Here is a 22,818-nt window from a genome sequence, read left to right as displayed (position 1 = left end):
TTGTGAAAACATGATACAGCATAGAGAAAGAAAATACAAACACTGAAAGAAAAATCCGCGGCGCGGAATATGGAAATCTTTGTCCCCGCGTGGGGGTGAGTTGAAATCGGAGCTGGGCGTAGAGCAGGGCGACGCAATAAGGTTACCGTCCCCGCGTGGGGGTGAGTTGAAATGCTCGCAAAGCTGGAGGGAGGCGCGGAAGAATGTTGCCGTCCCCGCGTGGGTGTGAGTTGAAATGGAAAAGAGTTTTATAATAGTTTTGAAGTGAAGTTACCGTCCCCGCGCGGGGGTGAGTTGAAATTCCTTCCGCGAAAATCGCGGTCGTGAAGCCGCTCCGAAGCGCGGTTTGCGCGAACCTGCCGCGCACGCAGTCCGCACAGCTGCGAAATAATTCCAAAATCTCCGCGAAACCGCGCTGCGTCCGCATCGCGAACTCCGCCTTTTTTTCAATGTGCATCCCTATTCTACAACTGCCCCGCCGCAAAATAATTTCCGCCGCCTGCGCCACGTGTCCCCGTGTGGGGGTGAGTTGAAATTCCACCACTGCATCATACTGCGCCGCTCAACCATGTTACCGTCCCCGCGTGGGGGTGAGTTGAAATCATCAGTATCGGTATCAACCGCCATATCATCACGTTACCGTCCCCGCGTGGGGGTGAGTTGAAATCCTGCCGCGGAAATCGCGGTCGTAAAGCCGCTCCGAAGCGTGTTTTGCGCGAACCTGCCGTTCATGCAGTTCGCACGGGCGCGTAATATTTCCAAAATCTCCGCGGAGCCACACATCGCCCGCGGTGCGAATCTCCGCCGTCTTTTCAATGTGCATCCCTATTCTACAACTGCCCCGCCGCAAAATAAATTCCGCCGCCTGCGCCACGTGTCCCCGTGCGGGGGTGAGTTGAAATGAAATTGAAAATATATATCTTGATTTTAATAAGTTTCCGTCCCCGTGCGGGGGTGAGTTGAAATGACGTAAAAAAGAAATAGCGGAATATTCCGAGGATGTTTCCGTCCCCGTGCGGGGGTGAGTTGAAATTGATATAATCAATGCCATTGCGGGATTGCTCCGGTTTCCGTCCCCGTGCGGGGGTGAGTTGAAATCCCGCCCTTATTTTATCACGCGCCGGAGCGGCTTGGCGAGGCCGTTTCCGCGAAGCTCTTTTTTCCGCCGCGGGATGCGCCAGCAGATCCGCGAAAAAACGGCGCGAAGCCGCCCAGCGCCGCAATCGCGAACCTCCTGCGTTTTCCCGCCGCGCGTTATATTTTACCGTTGCCGGCAAAATTTCCTCCAATACAACGGTGCTCGGCGCGCTGTATAATTTACGGCGATGTTTTGAATTTCAGCAGAGGGGGCTGCGGTATGGAGTATCGGGGACGCGGGCGGCTGTTCAGCTACGGGCTGGCGGCGGCGGTCACTTTTATCTGGAGCGTCACTTTCGTCTCGACGAAATACCTGCTGACCTATCTCGAGCCGGGGGAGATACTGCTCTACCGCGTAGCGCTCGCCTACGCAGTTTTCGTCGCGGCGAGCCCGCGCTTTATGAAGCCGGCCGATTTCCATGACGAGCTGCGGCTCGCCGCGGCGGGGCTGCTCGGCGTCACGCTCTATTTTTTGTGCGAGAACACCGCGCTTTCGTACAGCACCGCCTCGAACGTCGTTCTGCTCTGCGGCACGGCGCCGCTGATAACGGGCATAGCGGCGCACTTTTTTACGAAGAACGAGAAACTTTCGCGCGCCTTCGCGGCGGGCAGCGCGCTCTGCCTCGCGGGCATTTTTCTCATCATTTTCAACGGCCATTTCGTGCTGAAGCTCAATCCGCTCGGCGACCTTATCGCGCTCTGCGCGGCCTGCGCCTTCGCGGGCTACAGCATCGTCGTGAAGGGCGCGGGCGCGAGCTATACGCCGGTGCAGACGGCGCGCAAGATGCTTTTTTACACGCTTCTGTCGCTGCTAGCGCTCGCCGCGACGCCGGTCATCGACCTGCATCCGGCGCAGCTCGCGCGCCCGTCGGTCGCGGCGAATATTCTTTTCCTCGCGCTTTTCGCCTCGGCCTTCTGCACGTGGGGCTGGAACATCGTCATTTGGAATCTCGGCGCGGTGAAGGCGAACAACCTGATTTACGTCACGCCGCCGCTGACGATGATTTTCTCCGCGATAGTGCTCGGCGAGCGCATCACGCCCTTCGCGGTCGCTGGCGGCGCGCTGATTCTCAGCGGCGTGTATATTTCGCAGCGGGCGAAGAAGTAGCGGCTTTTACCTTTCCGTAACGCGCGCGGGCGCCTCGGAGGTTGACAATTCACGCGCCGCTCGCTACAATGTCCCCAATATTTGAAGAAGGAGGAGCAATCGTGAATTTGAATCTGACGTATTTTGCAGACGACATGATGATGTGCATGTGCGACGAAGGCTCCTCTTGTGATTTACCGGGCGCCTAGAGCGCCGCGCGCGAGAAATCATAAGACCGGGCCTTTTCGAGGCTCGGTTTTTTTATGCGCTTAAATCCTTAGCAGAAGGACTGGTTTTATATGATTGAGATTACTGGGCTCGGGAAATATTTCGGCGACCACAAGGTTCTTTCGGATATTTCCCTTTCTGTCGGGAAGGGCGACGTCTTCGGCATAGTCGGCCATTCCGGCGCGGGTAAGTCGACGCTGCTGCGCTGCCTCAACGGCCTCGAAGGCTATTCCGAGGGCAGCGTGAAGGTCAAGGGCCGCGAGGTCAAGGACTTGAACGACGTGGAGCTGAAGCAGCTGCGCCGCGACATGGGGATGATTTTCCAGAACTTCAACCTCATGAACAGGAAGAACGTTTTCGAGAACATCATGTTCCCGCTCAAGGTCTGGGGGACGCCGAAGGCCGAGGCCGAGGCGAGGGTCAACGAGCTGCTCGAGCTCGTCGGCCTCTCCGCGAAGCGCGACGAGAAGGTGCGCAATCTGAGCGGCGGCCAGAAGCAGCGGGTCGGCATAGCGCGCGCCCTCGCGCTGAACCCGGAAATCCTGCTCTGCGACGAGGCGACCTCGGCGCTCGACCCTAAGACGACCATCTCCATCCTCGAGCTTCTCATGGACATCAACCAGAAGCTCAACGTCACGATAATCGCCGTCACGCACCAGATGGAGGTCGTCAAGATGATATGCAACAAGGTGATCATCCTCGACGGCGGCCGCGTCGTCGACTCGGGCGACACGGACAAGCTCTTCCTCGCGCCGGGGCCGGAGCTGCGCAAGCTCATCACGGACGACTACGCGGTCATCCCGCGGGGTACGAACATCCGCCTGATGTTCCCGCGCGAAATCGCGAACGAGGGCATCGTCTCGAAGATGGCGCGCGAGCTGGGAATAGACTTCTCGATAGTCGGCGGCCGTATAGAGAAATACCGCGAAACCGTGATGGGCTTCCTCATCATCCACGTCGACGACAAGGACGTGCCGCGCATCGAAAAATGGCTGAAGGAAAACAAAATGTTCTGGGAGGTAATGGACAATGGGCGCTGAGCTTCTCTATGCTCTTTGGGAAACGCTTTATATGGTAATCGTCTCGACGGTGCTCTCGGGCATATTCGGCTCCGGCGTCGCGATACTCATGATAATTACCGGCCCCTCCGGCCTGCGCCCGAACGCGCCGCTCTACCGCGTGCTCGACGTCGTCGTCAACCTTCTGCGCTCCTTCCCCTTCATAATACTGCTCATCGCGATAATCCCGCTGACGCGCATCATCGTCGGCACCTCGATAGGCAGCACCGCCTCTATCGTGCCGCTGACCATCGCGGCGACGCCCTTCGTCGCGCGCCTCATGGAAGGCAGCCTGCTTGAGGTCGACCGCGGCGTCGTGGAAGCGGCGAAGTCCTTCGGCGCGTCCACGTGGCAGATAATCTGGGGCGTCATGATAAAAGAGGCGATGCCCTCGCTCGTCCTCAACTGGGCCGTAGTCGCGATAAACCTGCTCGGCTACTCCGCGATGGCGGGCGTAGTCGGCGGCGGCGGCCTCGGCGACCTCGCGATAAAATACGGCTACAACCGCTTCCAGACGGACGTAATGATATACTCCGTAGCGATCCTGATAGTCGTCGTCCAGGTCATCCAGTGCATAGGGAACTACATCTACGAGAAAATCAGATAAAAAGCGTTCAACCGCCGTCCGCGCGGCGGCGGAAAAAATAAAATAAAAAAGGAGAAGAACGGAAATGAAGAAAGCTTTAGCGGCAGTACTGGCAGCGGTCCTCCTCGTCCCGGCGATAGCCTTCGCGGCGGACGACAAGGTCATCAAGGTCGGGGTCACCCCCTTCCCGCACAAGGACATAATGGAAGCGGCGCGCCCGCTCCTTGAAAAAGAGGGCTACGAGCTCAAGATAGTCGAATTCACCGACTACGTGACGCCGAACACCGCGCTCGCGGAAGGCGCCATCGACGCGAACTTCTTCCAGCACGTCCCCTACTTCGACAACGCGAACAAAGAGCGCGGACTCAAGTGCGTCTGGGTCGCGAAGATCCACATCGAGCCGATGGGCCTCTACTCGGCGAAGATAAAGAGCGTCGATGAAATCGAAGACGGCGCGCAGATAGCGATACCGAACGACGCCACCAACTGCGCCCGCGCGCTCCGCGTCCTTGAGAAGGCCGGACTCATCAAGGTCAAGGAAGGCGAGCTCATCACCGCGAAAGACATCACCGACAACCCGAAGAAGCTCAAGATAAGCGAAATCGACGCCGCGCAGCTCCCGCGCACGCTCCAGGACGTGACGGCGGCCGTCATCAACACGAACTTCGCCGGCGAAGCGGGCCTCAACCCTGCGAAGGACGCGATAGTCATCGAAGACAAGGATTCGCCCTACGCGAACATCATCGTAGTCCGCGAAGCCGACAAGGACAGCGACAAGACCAAGGCCCTCGTGAAAGCCGTCCAGTCGCCCGAAGTAAAGAAATTCATAGAGACCGAGCTCGTCCCCAAGGGAATAGTCCCCGCGTTCTAAGCGAAGCGCGAAAGACAAAAGCAAGGCTTAAAGTGAAGAAAAGCGCCCTTAATCGGGGCGCTTTTTCATTGCGCGGCGAAACGCAGCAGCTTCGCCAGCTCTTCTTCTATATACTCCGCGACGAGCCGCGTCATCGCCTCGCCGCCGTCGGCGAGCCAGTTTTCAAATGCGTCGTAATAACGCCGCCTGTCCGCGAACTTCACATTCACCGGCGGATAGCCGTTTTTCATCAGCGAGAGATTGAGAATAAGCCGCCCGGTGCGCCCGTTGCCGTCAACGAACGGATGGATGTTTTCAAATTTCAGATGGAAAAGCGCGGCGCGCTCTATCGGGTGCAGCCTGCTGCGGCGTTCGTCCGCGACCAGCCGCTCCATAAGCTCCGGAATCGTCACCGGCTCCGGCGGCGTGCTTGACGCGCCGAGGATGCGCACCGGAATGCGCCGCCAGCGTCCGCGTTCCTCCGGCCTGTCCATCAGCACGAGCGAGTGTATTTCTTTTATGACGCGCTCCGAAACAGGCGCCTGCTCCTGCACGAGCGAAAGCACATAATCGAAAGCCTCCTTGTGCCCGACCGCTTCGAGGTGGTCCTTCAGCGGTTTCTTGTCGATAGTCAGCCCTTCGAGCACAAGCGCAGTCTCGCGCAGCGTCAGAGTGTTTCCCTCTATCGCGTTAGAGTTGTAAGTGTATTCCACGGCGAACTCCTCGCGCATACGCCGCAGCTCCGCGGCGCTGAAAGGACGCCGTGCGTCGAGCTCCGCCTTCATCGCGTCTATGCGTGAAAAAATTTCGCGGTATTGTTCCGATATGCTGAAACGCCGTGTTCTGCCGCCATCTTGAGGCCGCGGCGCGCCGGCCGGAATGCGGTACGCGCGCCCATGACGCACGACGCCCTCGACCTTGCCGAGGCTGCACAAAAGCCGCACTCGCCGCTCTGAAATCCCCCAGCGCTCCGCCGCTTCCCTGACCGAGATATATTCCACGCCAACCGCCCCGCTTTCGTGCCAGCTTTTTATAGGAATAATAGTAGCAAAAAAAATCCACTTTTACCGGCTCTATTACTCCGATAACGCGCACGGATGTTTCCTTACAGCGTCACCAGCGCCGACCCCAGCACGGCGAGGAAGATGCCCGCCCACTGGCGCAGGGTCGGCTTTTCCTTGTAGATGATGATTGCGGCTATCGTCGCGGCGATGGGGTTCGACGCGCCTATTGTCGTCGCGACGGCGGGCTGTACGTATGCGAGCGCGGATGAGAAGAAAAAGGCGCCGAAGCCGAGCGAGCAGAAACCGGCGGCGAAGGCGAAGCCTGTCTCGCGCGTCAGGAAAATCCGCCACGCGGCGGGCGAGCGGCGCTCCTTCTCCCAGAGCCACAGGGCGAGCGCGATGGTGAAGAACGTCACGCCGCGTCCGAAGGTCACGAAAAGCGGCGAAAGGCCGTCCGCTATGAGCGCCTTGTTGAAAAGCAGCCCCGCCGCCCAGAAGAGAGAGGCGGCGACAGCATAGGCGACGCCGGACCACGTGACCGGCACCGTGCAGCCGCCGTCCCTGCGGCAGAGCAGCGCCGTCCCCGCGAAAGCCGTCAGCGTCCCCGCCGCAGTCGCCCCAGTGAAGGGCGAGCCGAATATGAAATGCGAGGCGATCGAGACGACCACAGGATAAGAGCTCGCGATAGCCGCGCCGCGCGCGACGCCGAGCCGCTGCACCGCGAAAAGCAGGAAAACGTCGCCGATAACGTTGTTGCAGAGCACCATGACGACGAAGACGGCCGCCTCAAGCGCCGAGATACGCGCCGCCCCGCCGTGGAAAGCGAAGAAAAGCGCCGAGCCGCAGACCAGCCCGCCCGCCGCGCGCAGCAGCGACACCTCGAAAGCGCCGAGCTTATGGATGCCGCGCATCATCACCGACGTGCTGCCCCAGCAAAGACACGTCATCACGCTCATAAAAATCCCGTACAGCATCAAAACCACCGGCCCCGCCGTAAAATTTGCACAAGCGCCGAAACGCGGGCGCTATATTATATAATAACAGGACGGCGGAAGATACAAGCCGCCGCGCAAAAACATCGGACGCATCCGCGTCCGGGGGAGATGAAACGAAAATGAGAAAAATCCGCAAAGCCGCCGCCTTCGTCATAGCCTTCGCGTCGCTCGCGCTCACGGCGGCGGGCGCGCAGGCGCTCGAATTCAGCGCCGAATTCAGCGAAAAGCTCGGCGACGAGGTGCGCGAGGGCAAAATATACGTCACGGCGGACAAATCGCGCTACGAAGTCGAGGGCGCGGACACCATCGAAATCACGCGAGCCGACAAAAAAGTTATGTGGGTAATATTCCCCAAGCGGCGCGTCTACGTCGAAGAAGAATTCTGGGGCTTCCCGCTCGGCACCTCGCTTGAAAACTCGAAGGAAAGAAGCGGAGGCGGCGACCTCTCGCGCGAAGACCTCGGCTACGAGACCATCGACACCTTCCGCCTCAAAAAATACCTCGTCACGGTGAAATACAACGGCGGCGAGACCGAGGACAAATACTACGAATGGTACCGCACCGACTTCCCGATCCCCGTAAAGACCGAGTCGCTCAACGGCTATATGTCCTACGAATACCGCCGCATAAAATTCACCACGCTCGACCCGAACCTCTTCAACCCGCCGAAGCGCTACAAAAAAATCACGACCGAGCAGCTGATAGAGCTCGAAAAGCAGTGGGAGAGAAGCGAGAAGAAGGGGGAGAAGTAATAAAGGACTCCGGAAAATTCTAAAAGCTCATAGATTACGGAAAGAAGCAGACAAAAAACAGGAGGGCTCGCGCCCTCCTGTTTTGCGTTATCCTGAATTGCCGGACTTCCGTTATTCCTCTTCCGCTTTTTTCTCGCCTTTTTTCTTCTCCTTGGTGTAGCTCATGATGAAGCCGGAGAAGGCGCAGACGCATGAGACCCAGACTGAGTAGGTCTTAAGCGAGCTGTTGATGGTTTTGACGAGTTTGCCGTCGCCTATTATGGCGCCGAAGAGCTGCGTGTAGACGAGCACCGCGCCCATTATGAGGAAGAGCGGCAGAGTTATTTCGAAGATTACCATGCAGATGCTGTAGATGGTCTTTTTCATGGACTTTTCCCCCTTATGCGCCGATGATCGGTATTATACCGGCCATTATCAGCAGCGATATCACGATGACTGGCAGCGCGTAGTGCAGGAGCAGGTCTTTGAATATTACCGCGGGGTCGTCGAGCCCGGCGATGCCGCTCGCGATGTATATCGGCGCGGCCTGCGGCGGCGTGCAGCCTTCGTTGGAGGTGAGGAAGAGGAAGGCTACGCAGCAGGTGACGGGCGGCAGGCCTATGGAGCGCATAGCGGCGTAGGAGAGGGCCCCGATCGCCGTCGTCGTCGCCGTTCCGCTGAAGGGGCCGACCATGAGCGTGATTATGACCGCGACGACTATCATAACGAGGTAGGGCGAGTAGCCGCCGAGGATGGCGAATATGTCGGAGAATTCTTCCTGGAGGCCGAGGTCGGAGAGTACGCTGGCCGCGGCGAAGGAGAAGAAGAGCTGGCATCCGACTTCGCTGAATTTAGGCGCGGACTTCTGTATCATGTCCTTCCAGCCGGAGAAGCTGTGCGGCAGATATTTCCAGCCTTCAATCATCGTGAAGGTCGTCATAAGGATAGGAATCCACATAACGAGCGAGATGGACTTGAACGAGCCGGAGACGTCTGCGTTGAGCGTCGCCTTTATCGCCTTTCCGACGGGGCCCATCGTGAAGAAGAGCGGGATGAATATTCCGAGGAAGATTATGAAGGAGCTGGAGTATTTGCGCAGCTCTTCGCCGAGCGGCTTGAGCTGGTCCTTCGGTATCGGCTTGAGGCCGTCGTGCTTCGCGTAGAAGTAGACGACGAGAAGGCGGTAGGCGAGGATTATCAGACCGCCGCCCATGAGGCCGACGTAGAGCTCGTTGCTCGTGAGTTCGACCGCTATCGTCTCCATGCCGAGCAACAGGAGCATCGAGGACGAGGGCGGGAAGACTATTCCGAGGCCCGCGTTGCCCGCGACGATCGTCGTCGCGCGCGCAGTCGTCCAGCCGTTGCCCTTCATCCACGGGATGGTGATGGAGCCGACCGCAGAGGCGTTGCCGGAGCCGGAGCCGGAGACCATGCCGAAGAGCGCGCTCGCGATGGTCGAGACGTAGCCCGAGCCGCCCGCGAAGCGTCCGAGGATGCTGTTGAGTATCTGTATCAGACGGTTGATGACGCCGGTGCGCTCCATCATGAAGGCCATGAAGACGAAGGCCATCGAAGCGTAGACGACCTCCTGCTTAGCCGCGTCGAGCAGCCCGTCCTTCGTGAGCGTCCATGCGCTCTTGTCGCTGAACATTCCGCCGATGACGACGATGATGATGAACGTCCAGAGCATCGCCTCCGCCATGCGCCGCTTGAGGACGACGCTGATGACAAGGACGGCGGCGATGTATATTATCAGAGAATATATACCTACGCCAAATAAATCCATGTGTGTCACTCCTTAAATATTGCTTACGCTTTTGTGCGCCGCGCGGTTTCTTTCATGCGTGGCCTCCCGCGCCGCGGCCCCGCCGCTGTGCCGTATGTCTCGCCCGGTTTTCCTACTCCCCCTTGCTTCTATAATTGACGGCGAAATCTGCCGTTTCACATATTGTCAGGTAAAAGCAAACTTTTACCACCAAACGCGGATTATAGGATAAAGTCAAACCGGTGTCAAAGAAAACGGCGGCGGCGTTTTGCAGCGGCGGGCCGGAGTGCAAAAAATCAGCAGGATTTTTTTTGAAAAGACGTGAAGTGTGCGGGCGAAGAAAAAGCATAAAAAAATGCCGGAGCGGACAAACCGCACCGGCACTGAATTTTTAATGGTGGAGATAAGGGGATTCGAACCCCTGACCTCTTGAATGCCATTCAAGCGCTCTCCCAACTGAGCTATACCCCCGAACAACAAAAGTCATTATACGGATGAAGCGCTTCTATGTCAAGCACGATTTTCCGATCGGCGTAAAATTCGCGGCGGCGATGCGCGCGGCGTGCGCCGCGAGAGGCTTTCAGTGGCGCGTATGGGAGCTTAAAAGGGTATTTTATATTTGATTTATCTTAACTATTTTGCGCGGCGGCGTGGGGCGGCGGCGTTTCGCCTTTTTTTGAGGCGCGCGGGTGAAATTTATATGCGGATATATAAATCGCGGCTGTTGTTTATGAACGATGAAAAAATGGTTGTTATTGACTGACACTATTGGTACGGCTATACTTTTTGCAGAGGAATTTAACATGTAAAATCGATACTTCCATCTCCATACTTTTTAACGAAAGCGAGGCGACGCCATGAGTTTTTCAGCAACCATAAGACGGTACCGAAAAGAACGCGGCTGGACGCTGGAAGCGCTTTCGCAGCGCGTCGGCCTGTCGGTCGCCCAGCTTTCCAAGCTTGAGACGGGAAAGTCGGAGCCGAGCATCGACAGCCTGCGCCGTCTCGCGGCGGTCTACGGTGTGGCGGTCTCCGCGCTGACGCAGCCGGAGGGGCGCGAGCCGCTCGCGCCGGTGCGCAGCGGCGGCGGCTTCGTCGTTCACGCGGGCGAGGACGGGCGCGTGACGCTGCGCTATCTTACGATGCGGCGCAGCGCGAAGATGCAGCCTATCGAGGCCGTGCTGCCGGGCGGCGCGACGCTCGAGCTCGGGCAGCCCGCGCCGGGCGACGCGTTTTTCTACGTCGTGAGCGGCAGCGTCAGCTTTCATTACGGCGACGGCGTCAGCTGCGAGATGTGCGAGGGCGATTCGCTTTATTTCGACGGCTTCGTCCCGCACCGCTGGGAGAACGGCGGCGAGGAGGACGCGGTGCTCGTCCTCTGCGGCGATATGCCGTCGGTCTGAATATCAGGCAAAAACGTCGATCCCCGCCATGCGGCGGGGATTTTTTTATGCGCGGCGGAATTTTCGCGCGGCACGGCGCGGCCTTGACTTAGAGCCGGCTTTAAGTGTTATTTTTATAATGTGGAGATAAATAGGGAAAATATCCCGAAAGGAGAGCAATATATAAATGGATAAATTTTTGATGTACGTACCGACGAAGGCGCTTTTCGGCGCGGGCGAGCTGAACAATCTGCACAAGCAGGCGCTGCCCGGGCGCAGGGCGATGCTCGTCATATCGAACGGGAAGTCCACGCGCGAGAACGGCTATCTCGCGCGCACGGAGGAGCAGCTCGCGAAGGCGGGCGTCGAATATTTCGTCTTCGACAAGGTCGAGGCGAACCCGCTGAAATCCACGGTCATGGAAGGCGGCGCCTTCGCGCGCGAGCACGGCTGCGACTTCGTCGTGGCGCTCGGCGGCGGCAGCGTAATGGACGCGTCGAAGGCCATCGCGCTGATGGCGACCAACGGCGGCGACCTCTGGGACTATGTGCAGAGCGGAACGGGCGGACGCAAAACGCCGGAGCACGACCCGCTCCCGATAGTCGCGATAACGACGACGGCGGGCACGGGCTCCGAGACGGACTCGGGCGGCGTCATCACAAACCCCGAGACGTACGAGAAAACCGGCATCGTCAGCGAGAAGTTCTTCCCAGTCATAGCGATAGTAGACCCCGAGCTGATGACGAGCGTGCCGCCGAAATTCACCGCCTATCAGGGCTTCGACGCGCTCTTCCACAGCACCGAGGGCTACATCTCGAACAAGGCGAACCTCATGAGCGACATGGTGGCCATCACCGCGATTGAAAACGTCGGCCGCAACCTCGCGGCTACCGTGCGCGACGGCAAGGACCTCGACGCGCGCGCGAAGGTCGCCTTCGGCAACTACCTCTCGGGCATCCAGATGTGCGTCGGCTGCTGCACGAGCGAGCACTCGCTTGAGCACGCGATGAGCGCCTACCACCAGGAGCTTCCGCACGGCGCGGGGCTCATAATGATAAGCCTCGCATATTACGAATTCTTCATCAAGAAGGGCGTCGCGCCGGAGCGTTTCGTGCGTATGGCGCAGGCGATGGGCATGACGGAGGCATCGAAGCCGGAGGACTTCCTGACGGCGCTCGCGAACCTGCAGCGCGAATGCGGCGTCGACGGCCTCAAGATGTCCGACTACTGCATCACGCCCGACGAATTTGAGAAGATGGCGAAAAACGCGATGGACTCGATGTGCTGGCTCTTCGTCAACGACCGCGTCGAGCTCTCCGTCGAGGACTGCGTCGAAATTTACGCGAAGTCGTATAAATAAGAGGCGATACAGATGGCTGATTTCAAAGACAGCTTGATTTTCCCCGCCGGGGAGAGATTTGACAACGAAAACTTCAGCGGCGAAGTCTGGCTTAAAATGCTGACGGGGATGCCCTGCCCCGTCGCGAACGTAACCTTCGCGCCGGCCTGCCGCAACAACTGGCACACCCACCGCGGCGGACAGATACTGCTCGTTACCGCGGGACGCGGCTATTACCAGGAGTGGGGTAAAGAGGCGCGCGAACTGAAACCGGGCGATGTGGTCGAAATTCCAGCCGAGGTCAAACACTGGCACGGCGCCGCCCCCGACTCATGGTTCTCGCACATTGCGATAGAGGTGCACCCGGAGCTCGGCCCCGCGACATGGCTTGAGCCTGTCTCGGACGAGGTGTACGGGAAGCTGAAATAGGCGCGCGCGTCGTTTTTTCAGGATATTGTTATAGCGAAAGCGGCTCCGTTATAGAGCCGCTTTCGCTTTTATGAGATATAATAGCGCCGGTCTGTACCTGAATTATATTTTCGATGCGGAATAGGAGACGGCTTAATATGGGCGGCAGCGGCGGCAGATTTTTTTCTCCTCTTTTTTTCAGACTTTGGATACCGTTCGGCTTTGCGTTTTTTCTCGGAATGTTCATCGGCAGCGTCAATTCCGTGCTCGCGCCGTATATTACGGAGGAGTTCTCGCTCACTCCGGCGGCGCTCGGCTTCGTATCGTCCATGAACCTCGCCGCCTTCGGCATAGCGCAGCTTCCGCTCGGCCTCATGCTGGACCGCTTGGGCGGCAAGGTCACGCTCATCGTGATGCTGTCGTTCGCGCTGGCGGGGACCTTCCTTTTCGGCTGCGCCCGGAGCTACGTCATGCTGATCTGCGCGCGCGCCCTCATCGGCTTCGGCTTCGCCGCGGCGCTCATGTCCGCCTTCAAATCGTTCGCGCACTGGCTGCCGCAGGAATATCTGCCGCTCGCTTTCAGCCTCGAAAGCATGATGGGCGGCATCGGCGTCATGTCTGCGACGCGGCCCGTCACGCTGGCGCTGCAGTTCTGCTCGTGGCGGAAAATAATGTTCGCCGCAGCTGCGGCCGTCTTAATCGCGATACTGCTGCTCGTCTTCCTTGCGCCCCGCGAGACGGCGAACAAGGGCGGCCCGCGTCAAAGCCTGTGGCGCGCGGCCAAAGAGATGTTCGGCTTCGTGACGGATAAACGCTTCCTCTACGTGGCCCCGGTGGTCGCGGTCGCCGACGGAGTGCTTTTCTCGTTCGCATATCTGTGGATAGGGCCGTGGCTCAGGGATGTCGCAATGCTTGATGGCTCGAGCGCCGGCCTGATGATGCTGCTCAGCTCGACTGGCATCGCCGCCGGTTATCTTCTGAACGGCGTGATCGCCAGCTCCCTTTCCAGGAAAGGCTGGCTGACGTGGGAGGAGTTTTATTTCTTCGCGGGCGCTCTGTTCACGGCCGTCGTCGCAGCAATCGCCTTTTTCGGCGGCCCGGCCGCGCCGCTCTGGTGCTGCGTGATGTTCAGCGCGACGATGACGATGATTTCGTTCTCGATTACGGGGCGGCTGTTCGAGCCATCCGTCTCTGGGCGCGCCTTCTCTCTGCTGAACTTCACGATTTTCGTCGTTTCTTTCCTTTTGCAGTGGTTCATCGGCGTGATAATCAACCTGTACCCGGTGTCCGGCGGCAAATTCGCCGCCGAGGGCTACCACTGGGCGCTCGTCTTCATAGTCGCGCTGAGCGCCGCGGCGCTCGCGCAGCTTTTCTTCGCCCTGCCGAAGCTGAAGAAGCTCAGTCAGAATCCTAAATTATAATCCCGTCGATGTAGTCGAGCAGCGGATGCAGCAGCCCCGCGGCGCGGAGACGCTTTATCTCCCCGCGCGAGGCCCAGCGCGCCTCGGTAACCTCCTCGGGCTGGAGCGTGAGCGACGAAAGCGGCGCGCCGCATCGGAAAAGCCAGACGTCGTAGAAGTCCCGGAACTCGTCGCGGCGCGTCCGGTAAATCAGCCTGCCCTCCCCGGGCCGCAGGACTATTCCCAATTCTTCGCGCACCTCGCGAACGCCGGCTTCGAGGCTCTCCTCTCCGGCGAGCGCGCCTCCGCCCGTGCATTCCCACAAATTCGGGAATTTCTTCGCGGGATGGCGCTTCGACAGTAAATATTCGCCGCGCCCGTTCGTCAGCCAAACGCTCACGGAGAGTGTGTAAAAGCCGCGGGGCACCGGCTCGCCGCGCATCATGGTCTTTCCCGTGCGGCGGCGCTCAGCGTCGTAAAGGTCCCAGATTTCCGCCATTTTCCGTCCGTGCCTCCATCTCGCAAAGCCTCGATTTTTTCATCAAAAAATATAATCCAGCGCGGCTCCGCGCGCAAGCGCCGCGCTTGAACGGCGCTGTTTGTGCCGAAGTCATAAAGCCGCGCATAACGCGGGCATGTTTTTATGCGCTTGACCTACCGATTCAAAATTTGAGCCGATTTTTTCTTTGGCGCAGAGCACAACGCTTTCGGCGGCCCGCCGATTGTAAAATATTGTTTATCAAAGCGTCGGTTTGGGGATGGGCTTTTATGGCTGACGAAAATTTTACGCCGGGCGGCGCGCGCGACTGCGGCGCTCCCGTTCTGGCGACGGAGAATATAACCAAGAGCTTCGGCAATATCTCGGCGCTGCGCGGCGTCAGCTTCTCCGCGCGCGCGGGCGAGGTCGCCGCGATCGTCGGCGACAACGGGAGCGGGAAGAGCACCTTCATCAAAATTCTTTCGGGCAACCTCGCGCCGGACGGCGGCGTCATAACCGTCGGCGGGCGGCGCTATGCGCGGCTGACGCCGAAGCAGTCGCAGGCGGCGGGCATTTCGACGGTTTATCAGGATTTGTCGCTCGACGACTACAGGGACGTGGCGGCGAATATTTTCCTCGGTCACGAGTTGACCTACGGCGGTATTTTTCTGCGAAAGAAGAAAATGCGCGAGATAGCCGCGGAGCTCATCGAACGGCTCGACATAGGCATCCCGGACATCACGCTGCCGGTCGGCTCTTTCTCCGGCGGGCAGAGGCAGGCGGTCGCCGTCGCGCGCGCCGTCTACCACGGGCGCAGGATAGTGATTTTCGACGAGCCGACGGCGGCGATGGGCGTGCGCGAGTCGGCGGCGGTGCTGCGGCTCATCGGCGGCCTCGCCGCGCGCGGCATGGCGGTCGTGATTATCTGCCACAACATGCACCAGGTCTTCGACGCGGCGGACACGGTGAGCGTCATGCGGCGCGGCAGGCTTCTGCGCACGGTGCGGACGGCGGAGACCTCTCTGGAGGATGTGCAGAGTATGATAATGGAAGCTGATTATGTTGATTGATAAATTTTTCCGGCGCGGCGGCGCGGAGGACGCGTTTCAGCCGCTGCTGCTGCTTGCGGCGCTCGCCGCGCTCGTCGTCGCGCTCGCGCTCTATTCCGACTTTTTCATGACGCGGCGGAACTGGCTGAACATCCTCAACAACCACATGGCGCACCAGCTTCTGCTCGCGATAGGCATGACCTTCGTCATTTCGTCGGGCGGCATAGATTTGTCGGCGGGCGCGGTGCTCGCGCTCTCAGGCATCGTGCTGGCGCTTGCCTTCGAGGCCGGGGCGGGCGTTCCGCTCGCGGTCGCGGCCGCCCTGCTCTCCGCCGCGGCTATGGGGGCTTTCAACGGCCTGCTCGCCGCGAGCTTCACTATAAACCCGCTCATCATCACGCTCGGCACGGCGTCTCTCTTCCGCGGCCTCGCGGTCATAATCACGGGGGGCACGCCTTTCTACGGCATGCCGAAGGAGTTCCTGCGGCTGACGCAGAATTTCTGCTCCGTCCCCGTACCGGTTTGGATAGCGCTTTCGGCGCTCGTCTTGGCGCTCGTCGCGCTGCGCTGCACTAAGTGGGGGCTCTACGCGCTCGCGATAGGCAGCAACTGCGAGGCGCTGCGCCGCCTCGGCGTGAACGTCGCTGCCTACAAGGTCTCCGTCTACGCGCTCAGCGGCTTCCTCGCGGGCGCGGCGTCGCTGATAATTTCCGCGCGGCTCAACACCGCGGAGGCGACGGCCGGCATAGGCATGGAGATGAACGCGATAACGGCGGTCGTCCTCGGCGGCACGCTGCTCAAGGGCGGCAAGGGGACGATAGCGGGGACGGCGGTCGCCTGCCTGCTGCTCTCCGTCATAAAAAACGGGCTGACGATGATGAGCGTCGACGCGCATTATCAGGAATTTATCATCGGTGCGCTGCTCCTATCCGCCGTGATAGTCACGGAGCTGCGGCAGAAGAGGCTGACGCCGCGCGGGGGCGCGCAGCCGGTGAAAAGAGAAAACTAAACAAACGGGAGGAATTGTGTGATGAAAAGAGTCATGGCGGCGATGCTCGCGGTATTCACAGCGGCGGGGCTTCTTGCGGGAAGCGCCTTCGCCGCGCAGGAAAACGCGCGCGTCAAGGAAATCGAGAACACCCTGATGAAGCAGATCGGCGATATGCCGAAGTTGAACGGAGGCGAAAAGCTCGGCGCGCTCGTCATATCGCTGACGAACCCCTACTGGGTAGGCATGAAGGACGCCTACATAGCGGCAGCCGAACAGTACGGCGTGAACATCGAGGTCATGTCCGCGCCGACGGAGGGCGACAAGCAGTCGCAGCTCGAGACGCTCAACGCGATGGCGCTCAAGGACTACAAGGCGATAGTGCTCTCCCCCATCGAGCCCTACAACCTTCTCCCCGGCATAATCCAGTGCAATAAGAGCGGCATCCCCGTCATCAACCTCGGCCCCGGAATCAACGTCGACAGCCTGAAAGAAATGGGCGGGCGGCTCGACGGACGTCTCACCGTCGACTTTGCGCAGCAGGGCGAGCTTGCGGCGTCGGACATGGTGAAGCGCATCGGCACGGGCAAAGTCGCGATAATCCAGGGAATCCCCGGCGCGGCGCAGAGCGAGGGACGCACGGCCGGCGCGAAGAAGGTCTTTGAATCGACGAAGGGCGTGGAGCTCGTCAGCGTCCAGCCCGCGAACTGGGACAGCACAGCGGCCTACAACGCGGCGTCGGACATCATCCAGGCGCACGGCGACCTTAAAGGCATATTCTGCTGCAACGACGTCATGGCGCTCGCCGCCTCGCGCGCGCTGACCGACGCGGGGCTCAAGGACAAGGTGCTGCTCTACGGCGTCGACGGCACGGAAGAGGCGAAGACCGCTATAAAAGAAGGTCGCATGGACGGAACGATAACCTATCCGTCGTCGGCCTACGCGAAGGCCGCGGTCATAATGCTGCTCAAGCTTGCGCAGGGCATGGACATGAGCCAGACCGTCTACTGCCCGCTCGACGTCATCAACACGGAGAACGTCGCGCAGTTCGATGGCTATATGTAAAAACAAGCCCGCGTTCCTAGTCGAAAGCTGCCTGCTCACCTTCGGCCTCGTATCGGCGGGCGAGGCGGCTCTCGCGGAAAGCTGGCGCGCGGCGGGGCTCGACGGGGCCCCGCTTTGCTGGATAAAGGAGGGGGAAATAACGGTCGGGACGATGGAAGAATATCTCCCCTTCCGCGCCTCGCGCCGAGCGGTAAATTCGCGCTCGACGATATAGACGCGGCGCTCGCTGGCAAGCTCTCAGGCGCGCTCACGGCATCCGGGACTATGGAGGTCTGCCGCCGGCTGGGCGTGCGCTGCGCCGTCTCGGGCGGAATAGGCGGAATCGGCGACGTTAAAGGCGAGGAGCTCTGTCCCGACCTTCCGGCGCTGCGCGACCTGCCCGTCGCGCTCGTCTGCACCTCACCGAAGGACATGCTCGACATACCTGCGACGATCGGCTGGCTGCGAAACGCCGGCGTGCGCACGCTCGGCTGCGGCAGCGCCGTCTGCACCGGCTACGTCTTCAACGGCGAGCCGGTCGCGCTCGACGGCGAATGGAACGGCGAAAAATGCGCGCCGCGCACTCTCATACTGCGCGGCATAGCGCCGGAGCTGCGGCTGAAGGACAGGGGCATCCTCGCGCGCGCCGTCGCCGAGGGCAAAGAGGCGGAACGCGCCGGAAGATATTACCATCCGACGGTAAACGCCGCGCTCGACAGAATGTCCGGCGGATATTCGTCGAAGATACAGCTCGACTCGCTGATAAGCAACGTCCGCTTTGCCGCGAAGCTGACGGAAGCCGAGTAACGGCGCAGAAATTCAATCGAACGGACATAATTTTCGGAAGGGACGTTCCAGCGCGGAGCGTCCCTTCGTTTATATACAGGGTGGATTGCGCTGTTTCTGGGCCGGTGCCGCGCGCGGCGGAGCGAGGCTTTCGGCGCTGCGGCTCTTTCACTGCGCGCCGTTTTTTATTTGCCATTTGTAGAATAGTATTGGTCAAATAAATAATACTCTTTTAAGGCCTCTCGCAGCTCCGGAACGCCGCATATTTCGTGTGGCTGCGCGGCGCTCGCGGAATTATGCGCCGCGTTTACGGCTGAGGATGAGGATACGGAACGGCACTGATATCGACGCTCCGCGCGGCGCTCGTCGATGCCGCGTGGCTATGCGTCCGCCGGCGGAAACGCCGCGGCGGGGCGCTTCGCCTCTTCGTGCGCCGGTAGTGCGTGCCATACTGATTAAACTTACAAAGAAATACGGCTGCCTAGTCATGCCGGGCTTGACGCAATGCGCTGTTCGCGTCAGCGAACAAATCGAAATATCTTTAGCGCATTGCTAACGCCCGATGAAGCGGGGCGGGCCCTATCGGCGGCGTTTTGCCGATGGACCCGGCATCTGGTGTCTTTGAACACCGTCAAGCAGCGAAATCCAGAGTCACTGGGCCCCGCGTCGGAGCGCGGAGCGACGATGGGTGCCGTTTCTTCTTACTTAAGTTAAGCCGCTATATTTCCGCCCAGGCGGACGGCGCGCAGCGCGGAGTGACGAAGCCTGTTGGCCCGTTCTTTGCGTGAACGATTATGCTGCGGAGGTACTCGCCGGAAAATTGGGGAACGGCAGAAATAGACAAGCGGCTGTAAAACAGAGGGCATATAAAAACGGGAGAAGCATGTGCTTCTCCCGTTCGTTGGTGCCGTTTGGTTTCTTACAGCTCTCTGGGCTGCGGGTTGTAGTGCGTGTGGAGAAGGTGGTGCGATTTCTCTCCGAGCGGCTTGCCGAGCCAGGTGTCGTAGAGGGCGATGACGTCGGGGTTCTTGTGCGACTGGCGCAGCGTCTTGAGTTCGTCGACGCTGTAGAGGGCCGCGGTGCGCGCCGCGCGGATTTCCGCGTTGACGGGCTGCGGCTGGCCGCCGCCTCCGATGCATCCGCCGGGGCAGGCCATGACTTCGATGAAGTGGTAGTCGGCTTCGCCGGCGCGGACCTTGTCCATGAGGATCTTCGCGTTTTTCAGCGTGTGGGCTACCGCTATCTTGACGGTGACGGTCTTGCCGCCGATGGGAACGTCGACGGAGGCTTCTTTGATGCCTTCCATGCCGCGGACGGGCTGGAAGATGATGCCCGGGATGTCGTCACCGTTGTTGAGCACGGCGTAGACTGTGCGGAGCGCCGCTTCCATGACGCCGCCGGTGACTCCGAAGATGGCTCCGGCTCCCGTGGAGGTGCCGAGCGGGCTGTCGTAGTCTTCTTCAGGCAGGTTCTTGAAGTCGATACCGGCGTTCTTTATCATGCGCGCGAGCTCGCGGGTCGTGAGGACCGTGTCGACGTCGGGTATGCCCGGGTTGCTCTGGAGCTGCGGGCGGACGCACTCGGCCTTCTTCGCGGTGCAGGGCATGATGGATACGCTGTAGATGTCCTCGACCGGTATGTTCTGCGTCTCGGGCCAGTAGGTCTTGGCGAGGGCTCCGAACATTCCCTGCGGCGACTTCGCGGTGGAGAGGTGCGGCAGGAGGTCGGGGTATTTGATTTCGATGAAGTTGATCCAGCCCGGCGAGCAGGAGGTGATCATCGGAGGACGCCGCCGTTGGTGACGCGGTCGAGGAATTCGTATCCCTCTTCCATTATGGTGAGGTCGGCGGTGAAGTCCGTATCGAATACCTTGTCGAAGCCGAGGCGGCGCAGCGCGGCGACCATTTTGCCGGTGACGACTTCGCCGGCGGGGAGGCCGAGGGCTTCGCCGAGCGCGACGCGCGTCGCGGGGGCGGTCTGGACTATGGTGTATTTCTTCGGGTCGGCGAGGGCGGCGAAGACTTTTTCGGTGTCGTCGCGCTCACAGATGGCCGCCGTCGGGCAGACGGCCGCGCACTGTCCGCAGTAGGTGCAGGCGACCTGGTCGAGGCCGAGGTTGAAGGCCGGTCCGACGATGGTTCTGAAGCCGCGGTTGATGTATCCGTAGACGTCGAGGCCCTGGCGCTCATGGCAGGCTCTTATGCAGCGTCCGCAGAGTATGCATTTGTTGGGGTCGCGGACGAGGCTCGGGTTGCTTTCGTCTTTCTGGGCCGAGCGCTTTTCGCCGGTGTAGGGCACTTCGCGCACGCCGAGGTCGGCCGCGGTCTGCTGGAGCTCGCAGTCCTGGTTCTTCTGGCAGAAGAGGCAGTCCTGCGGGGTGGTTGGCGAGCAGGAGCTCGACGACCGCTTTGCGCGTTTCGCGCACCTTGGGCGTGTTGGTGTGTACGACCATGCCGTCGGAGACGGGATATACGCAGGCCGCGCCGAGGCCGCGTCCGCCGACTATCTCGACCACGCATACGCGGCACGCGCCCTCTTTGGCGAGCTCAGGATGGTAGCAGAGCTGAGGGATGCGTATTCCGGCTTTGGCAGCGGCTTCGATTACGGTGAAATCCGATGGCACTTCTACTGTTTTGCCGTCTATTGTAACCTTAACGAGTTCCATGTTATTTTTACTCCCCTTCCGTTAGCCGAAATTAGCCGCGCACGATTGCCTTGAACGGGCACTTCGTGATGCACGCGCCGCACTTGATGCACTTCGCCTGGTCGATGACGAATTTCTTCTTCGGTTCACCGCTGATTGCGTTGACCGGGCAGTTCTTCGCGCAGAGGCTGCATCCTTTGCAGGCGTCGGTTATCTTGTAGCTCAGCAGGTGGTGGCACTGGCCAGCCGGGCATCTCTTCTCCTTGATGTGCGCTTCGTATTCGTCGCGGAAGTAGCGCAGCGTGGAGAGGATGGGGTTCGGGGCGGTCTGGCCGAGGGCGCAGAGCGCGCCTGCCTTGATGGAGGTGGCGAGCTTTTCGAGCTTTTCGATGTCTCCCTCTTCGCCCTTGCCGTTCGTGATTCTTTCGAGGATTTCGAGCATGCGCTTCGTTCCCTCGCGGCACGGCGTGCATTTACCGCAGGATTCGGACTGCGTGAAGTTGAGGAAGAATTTCGCGACGTCGACCATGCAGGTGTCCTCGTCCATGACGACGAGTCCGCCGGAGCCCATCATCGCGCCGGCGGCGATGAGCGAATCGTAGTCGATCGGCGTGTCGAGCAGCGATTCCGGCATGCATCCGCCGGAGGGTCCGCCTATCTGGACGGCCTTGAACTTCTTGCCGCCGATGATGCCGCCGCCGATGTCGAAGATGATTTCGCGCATCGTGATGCCCATCGGGACTTCGGCGAGACCGGTGTTGTTGATTTTACCGGTGAGGGCGAAGACCTTCGTGCCTTTGGATTTTTCCGTTCCGAGCTTCGCGTATTCTTCGGCTCCGACGCGGAAGATGTAGGGGATGTTTGCGAATGTTTCAACGTTGTTGATGTTGGAGGGCTTGCCCCAGAGTCCCTTGACGGCGGGGAACGGCGGGCGCGGACGCGGCATGCCGCGGCGGCCTTCGATCGAGGCCATGAGCGCCGTCTCTTCGCCGCAGACGAAGGCTCCGGCTCCTTCCTTGATGTGGATGTGGCAGCTGAAGTTCGAGCCGAGGATGTTGTCTCCGAGGAGTCCGGCCTCTTCAGCCTGGGCGATGGCCGTCTTCAGGCGCTTGATCGCGAGCGGGTATTCAGCGCGGCAGTAGATGTAGCCTTCGTCGGCGCCTATCGCGTAGGCTCCGATGAGCATGCCTTCGAGTATCGCGTGCGGGTCGCCCTCAAGCAGCGAGCGGTCCATGAATGCGCCCGGGTCGCCTTCGTCGGCGTTGCAGATGATGTATTTCTTCGGGCCCGGCGATTTCTGGCAGAAGCCCCACTTCATGCCGGTCGGGAATCCGCCGCCGCCGCGTCCGCGGAGGCCAGTCTTCTTCATTTCCTCGACGACCTGCTCCGGCGTCATAGTGAGAAGGACCTTCGCGAGTCCTTCGTAGCCGTCGGCTCCGATGTATTCCTCAAGCGAATCGGGGTTGATGTGTCCGCAGTTCTTGAGGACGAGGCGGTGCTGCTTCTTGTAGAAGTCGATGTCGGCGTAGTCGGGCACGCGCTGCGCCGTGAGCGGCTCCTTGAAGAGCAGGCGGCTCACCACGCGGCCCTTTACGAGATGTTCGCTGACTATTTCCTTTACGTCCTCTTCGTGGACGTGCGTGTAGAACGTTCCTTCAGGATAGATGATGACGAGCGGTCCCTGCTCGCAGAAGCCCTGGCATCCTGTCTCGACGACCTTTACTTCCTTGTCGAGCCCCTGCGCCTTGAGTTCTTCGTTGAGCTTCGCTATTACCTGCCGCGAACCAGAGGCGACGCAGCCCGTTCCGGTGCATACCAGTACATGCGCTCTTACGAGAGCCATAATATGTCTCCTCCCT

Annotated in this window: 20 protein-coding genes, 1 tRNA gene, 2 pseudogenes and 1 CRISPR repeat array; of the genes and pseudogenes, 14 read left to right on the top strand and 9 right to left on the bottom strand. The window is 60.1% G+C overall.

What is annotated here, in order from left to right:
• Positions 1-870: 870 nt before the first annotated feature.
• A CRISPR array of direct repeats spans positions 871-1,098; the repeat unit is 32 nt; unit sequence GTTTCCGTCCCCGTGCGGGGGTGAGTTGAAAT.
• A gap of 259 nt (positions 1,099-1,357) precedes the next feature.
• From ABGT66_RS10755 to ABGT66_RS10740, 4 genes are all read left to right on the top strand, one after another.
• Positions 1,358-2,245 (top strand): DMT family transporter, encoded by an 888-nt coding sequence (locus ABGT66_RS10755; protein WP_346690589.1) that lies wholly within the window; start codon positions 1,358-1,360, stop codon positions 2,243-2,245.
• 278 nt (positions 2,246-2,523) lie between these two features.
• The gene (locus tag ABGT66_RS10750; RefSeq protein WP_346690588.1) at positions 2,524-3,492 is read left to right on the top strand and encodes a methionine ABC transporter ATP-binding protein; all 969 of its coding nucleotides are present in this window, start codon (positions 2,524-2,526) and stop codon (positions 3,490-3,492) included.
• Entirely contained in the window at positions 3,482-4,117 is a 636-nt protein-coding gene (locus tag ABGT66_RS10745) for a methionine ABC transporter permease (RefSeq protein WP_294192110.1), read from the top strand. The genes ABGT66_RS10750 and ABGT66_RS10745 overlap by 11 nt, the downstream gene beginning before the upstream one ends.
• 64 nt (positions 4,118-4,181) lie before the next feature.
• The gene (locus ABGT66_RS10740; protein WP_346690587.1) at positions 4,182-4,967 is read left to right on the top strand and encodes a MetQ/NlpA family ABC transporter substrate-binding protein; all 786 of its coding nucleotides are present in this window, start codon (positions 4,182-4,184) and stop codon (positions 4,965-4,967) included.
• A gap of 65 nt (positions 4,968-5,032) precedes the next feature.
• Here ABGT66_RS10740 and ABGT66_RS10735 read toward each other — a convergent pair whose 3' ends face one another.
• On the bottom strand, positions 5,033-5,947 hold the full coding sequence (locus ABGT66_RS10735) for a Fic family protein (protein ID WP_346690586.1): 915 nt from the start codon (positions 5,945-5,947) through the stop codon (positions 5,033-5,035).
• Between the two features lie 104 nt (positions 5,948-6,051).
• A complete protein-coding gene (locus tag ABGT66_RS10730; protein WP_346690585.1) occupies positions 6,052-6,906 on the bottom strand; it encodes a DMT family transporter in 855 nt (284 codons plus the stop codon).
• Between the two features lie 158 nt (positions 6,907-7,064).
• Between ABGT66_RS10730 and ABGT66_RS10725 the strand changes: the two genes are divergently transcribed.
• A complete protein-coding gene (locus ABGT66_RS10725; protein ID WP_346690584.1) occupies positions 7,065-7,697 on the top strand; it encodes a hypothetical protein in 633 nt (210 codons plus the stop codon).
• A 111-nt stretch (positions 7,698-7,808) separates the two neighbouring features.
• On the opposite strand, the gene ABGT66_RS10720 is transcribed toward ABGT66_RS10725, so the two are convergent.
• The 3 genes from ABGT66_RS10720 to ABGT66_RS10710 all read right to left on the bottom strand — a co-directional run bounded on the left by ABGT66_RS10720 (position 7,809) and on the right by ABGT66_RS10710 (position 9,912).
• A complete protein-coding gene (locus ABGT66_RS10720; protein WP_303150404.1) occupies positions 7,809-8,063 on the bottom strand; it encodes a hypothetical protein in 255 nt (84 codons plus the stop codon).
• Between the two features lie 13 nt (positions 8,064-8,076).
• Positions 8,077-9,462, bottom strand: coding sequence for a TRAP transporter large permease subunit (locus ABGT66_RS10715; RefSeq protein WP_294192085.1), 1,386 nt, complete (start codon positions 9,460-9,462; stop codon positions 8,077-8,079).
• A 374-nt stretch (positions 9,463-9,836) separates the two neighbouring features.
• A tRNA-Ala gene (locus tag ABGT66_RS10710) sits at positions 9,837-9,912 on the bottom strand.
• 386 nt (positions 9,913-10,298) lie between these two features.
• Here ABGT66_RS10710 and ABGT66_RS10705 point away from each other — a divergent pair.
• The 4 genes from ABGT66_RS10705 (at position 10,299) to ABGT66_RS10690 (ending at position 13,991) form a co-directional block, all read left to right on the top strand.
• Positions 10,299-10,844 carry an XRE family transcriptional regulator gene (locus tag ABGT66_RS10705; RefSeq protein WP_300262769.1) on the top strand — a complete coding sequence of 182 codons (546 nt, stop codon included), beginning with the start codon at positions 10,299-10,301 and terminating at the stop codon, positions 10,842-10,844.
• Between the two features lie 166 nt (positions 10,845-11,010).
• Complete coding sequence (locus ABGT66_RS10700; protein ID WP_346690583.1) at positions 11,011-12,183, top strand: iron-containing alcohol dehydrogenase; 1,173 nt, start codon at positions 11,011-11,013, stop codon at positions 12,181-12,183.
• Between the two features lie 12 nt (positions 12,184-12,195).
• Positions 12,196-12,591, top strand: coding sequence for a cupin domain-containing protein (locus ABGT66_RS10695; RefSeq protein WP_346690582.1), 396 nt, complete (start codon positions 12,196-12,198; stop codon positions 12,589-12,591).
• Positions 12,592-12,728: 137 nt separating this feature from the next.
• Positions 12,729-13,991: an MFS transporter gene (locus tag ABGT66_RS10690; protein WP_346690581.1), complete on the top strand. Its 1,263-nt coding sequence runs from the start codon at positions 12,729-12,731 to the stop codon at positions 13,989-13,991.
• Here the strand turns inward: ABGT66_RS10690 and ABGT66_RS10685 are convergent.
• Positions 13,981-14,469 carry an NUDIX domain-containing protein gene (locus tag ABGT66_RS10685; RefSeq protein ID WP_346690580.1) on the bottom strand — a complete coding sequence of 163 codons (489 nt, stop codon included), beginning with the start codon at positions 14,467-14,469 and terminating at the stop codon, positions 13,981-13,983. The two genes, ABGT66_RS10690 and ABGT66_RS10685, sit on opposite strands and share 11 nt — an antisense overlap.
• A gap of 269 nt (positions 14,470-14,738) precedes the next feature.
• Here ABGT66_RS10685 and ABGT66_RS10680 point away from each other — a divergent pair, with 269 nt between their 5' ends.
• The 5 genes from ABGT66_RS10680 to ABGT66_RS10660 are packed head-to-tail and all read left to right on the top strand — an operon-like array spanning position 14,739 to position 18,336.
• Positions 14,739-15,518, top strand: coding sequence for an ATP-binding cassette domain-containing protein (locus tag ABGT66_RS10680; protein ID WP_294192073.1), 780 nt, complete (start codon positions 14,739-14,741; stop codon positions 15,516-15,518).
• Positions 15,508-16,506, top strand: a complete 999-nt coding sequence (locus ABGT66_RS10675; protein WP_346690579.1) for an ABC transporter permease — start codon at positions 15,508-15,510, stop codon at positions 16,504-16,506. Before ABGT66_RS10680 ends, ABGT66_RS10675 begins: the two co-directional genes overlap by 11 nt.
• Before the next feature lie 21 nt (positions 16,507-16,527).
• The gene (locus tag ABGT66_RS10670) at positions 16,528-17,550 is read left to right on the top strand and encodes a substrate-binding domain-containing protein (RefSeq protein WP_346690578.1); all 1,023 of its coding nucleotides are present in this window, start codon (positions 16,528-16,530) and stop codon (positions 17,548-17,550) included.
• The gene (locus ABGT66_RS10665; protein WP_346690577.1) at positions 17,537-17,764 is read left to right on the top strand and encodes a hypothetical protein; all 228 of its coding nucleotides are present in this window, start codon (positions 17,537-17,539) and stop codon (positions 17,762-17,764) included. Before ABGT66_RS10670 ends, ABGT66_RS10665 begins: the two co-directional genes overlap by 14 nt.
• A complete protein-coding gene (locus ABGT66_RS10660; RefSeq protein ID WP_346690576.1) occupies positions 17,665-18,336 on the top strand; it encodes a pseudouridine-5'-phosphate glycosidase in 672 nt (223 codons plus the stop codon). Before ABGT66_RS10665 ends, ABGT66_RS10660 begins: the two co-directional genes overlap by 100 nt.
• A gap of 901 nt (positions 18,337-19,237) precedes the next feature.
• Here ABGT66_RS10660 and ABGT66_RS10655 read toward each other — a convergent pair.
• The 3 genes and pseudogenes from ABGT66_RS10655 to nuoF form a co-directional block, all read right to left on the bottom strand.
• A pseudogene (locus ABGT66_RS10655) lies at positions 19,238-20,767 on the bottom strand ([Fe-Fe] hydrogenase large subunit C-terminal domain-containing protein); the annotation flags it as partial.
• Positions 20,759-20,980, bottom strand: a pseudogene (locus ABGT66_RS10650) (2Fe-2S iron-sulfur cluster-binding protein); the annotation flags it as partial. The pseudogenes ABGT66_RS10650 and ABGT66_RS10655, both read right to left, overlap by 9 nt.
• 31 nt (positions 20,981-21,011) lie before the next feature.
• The gene (gene nuoF, locus ABGT66_RS10645; protein ID WP_294192063.1) at positions 21,012-22,802 is read right to left on the bottom strand and encodes an NADH-quinone oxidoreductase subunit NuoF; all 1,791 of its coding nucleotides are present in this window, start codon (positions 22,800-22,802) and stop codon (positions 21,012-21,014) included.
• Positions 22,803-22,818: the final 16 nt, after the last annotated feature.

This window comes from uncultured Cloacibacillus sp., from assembly GCF_963926575.1.
In the GTDB taxonomy this organism is placed as follows: Bacteria; Synergistota; Synergistia; order Synergistales; family Synergistaceae; genus Caccocola; species Caccocola faecigallinarum.
This window is presented reverse-complemented; position numbering and strand designations above follow the sequence as displayed.

What these genes read in the sequence shown, in the direction of transcription:
- ABGT66_RS10755 (WP_346690589.1), top strand. Translation starts at nt 1,358, where the DNA reads ATGGAGTATCGGGGACGCGGGCGGCTGTTCAGCTACGGGCTGGCGGCG.
- ABGT66_RS10750 (WP_346690588.1), top strand. Translation starts at nt 2,524, where the DNA reads ATGATTGAGATTACTGGGCTCGGGAAATATTTCGGCGACCACAAGGTT.
- ABGT66_RS10745 (WP_294192110.1), top strand. Translation starts at nt 3,482, where the DNA reads ATGGGCGCTGAGCTTCTCTATGCTCTTTGGGAAACGCTTTATATGGTA.
- ABGT66_RS10740 (WP_346690587.1), top strand. Translation starts at nt 4,182, where the DNA reads ATGAAGAAAGCTTTAGCGGCAGTACTGGCAGCGGTCCTCCTCGTCCCG.
- ABGT66_RS10730 (WP_346690585.1), bottom strand. Translation starts at nt 6,906, where the DNA reads ATGAGCGTGATGACGTGTCTTTGCTGGGGCAGCACGTCGGTGATGATG.
- ABGT66_RS10725 (WP_346690584.1), top strand. Translation starts at nt 7,065, where the DNA reads ATGAGAAAAATCCGCAAAGCCGCCGCCTTCGTCATAGCCTTCGCGTCG.
- ABGT66_RS10720 (WP_303150404.1), bottom strand. Translation starts at nt 8,063, where the DNA reads ATGAAAAAGACCATCTACAGCATCTGCATGGTAATCTTCGAAATAACT.
- ABGT66_RS10715 (WP_294192085.1), bottom strand. Translation starts at nt 9,462, where the DNA reads ATGGATTTATTTGGCGTAGGTATATATTCTCTGATAATATACATCGCC.
- ABGT66_RS10705 (WP_300262769.1), top strand. Translation starts at nt 10,299, where the DNA reads ATGAGTTTTTCAGCAACCATAAGACGGTACCGAAAAGAACGCGGCTGG.
- ABGT66_RS10700 (WP_346690583.1), top strand. Translation starts at nt 11,011, where the DNA reads ATGGATAAATTTTTGATGTACGTACCGACGAAGGCGCTTTTCGGCGCG.
- ABGT66_RS10695 (WP_346690582.1), top strand. Translation starts at nt 12,196, where the DNA reads ATGGCTGATTTCAAAGACAGCTTGATTTTCCCCGCCGGGGAGAGATTT.
- ABGT66_RS10690 (WP_346690581.1), top strand. Translation starts at nt 12,729, where the DNA reads ATGGGCGGCAGCGGCGGCAGATTTTTTTCTCCTCTTTTTTTCAGACTT.
- ABGT66_RS10685 (WP_346690580.1), bottom strand. Translation starts at nt 14,469, where the DNA reads ATGGCGGAAATCTGGGACCTTTACGACGCTGAGCGCCGCCGCACGGGA.
- ABGT66_RS10680 (WP_294192073.1), top strand. Translation starts at nt 14,739, where the DNA reads ATGGCTGACGAAAATTTTACGCCGGGCGGCGCGCGCGACTGCGGCGCT.
- ABGT66_RS10675 (WP_346690579.1), top strand. Translation starts at nt 15,508, where the DNA reads ATGTTGATTGATAAATTTTTCCGGCGCGGCGGCGCGGAGGACGCGTTT.
- ABGT66_RS10670 (WP_346690578.1), top strand. Translation starts at nt 16,528, where the DNA reads ATGAAAAGAGTCATGGCGGCGATGCTCGCGGTATTCACAGCGGCGGGG.
- ABGT66_RS10665 (WP_346690577.1), top strand. Translation starts at nt 17,537, where the DNA reads ATGGCTATATGTAAAAACAAGCCCGCGTTCCTAGTCGAAAGCTGCCTG.
- nuoF (WP_294192063.1), bottom strand. Translation starts at nt 22,802, where the DNA reads ATGGCTCTCGTAAGAGCGCATGTACTGGTATGCACCGGAACGGGCTGC.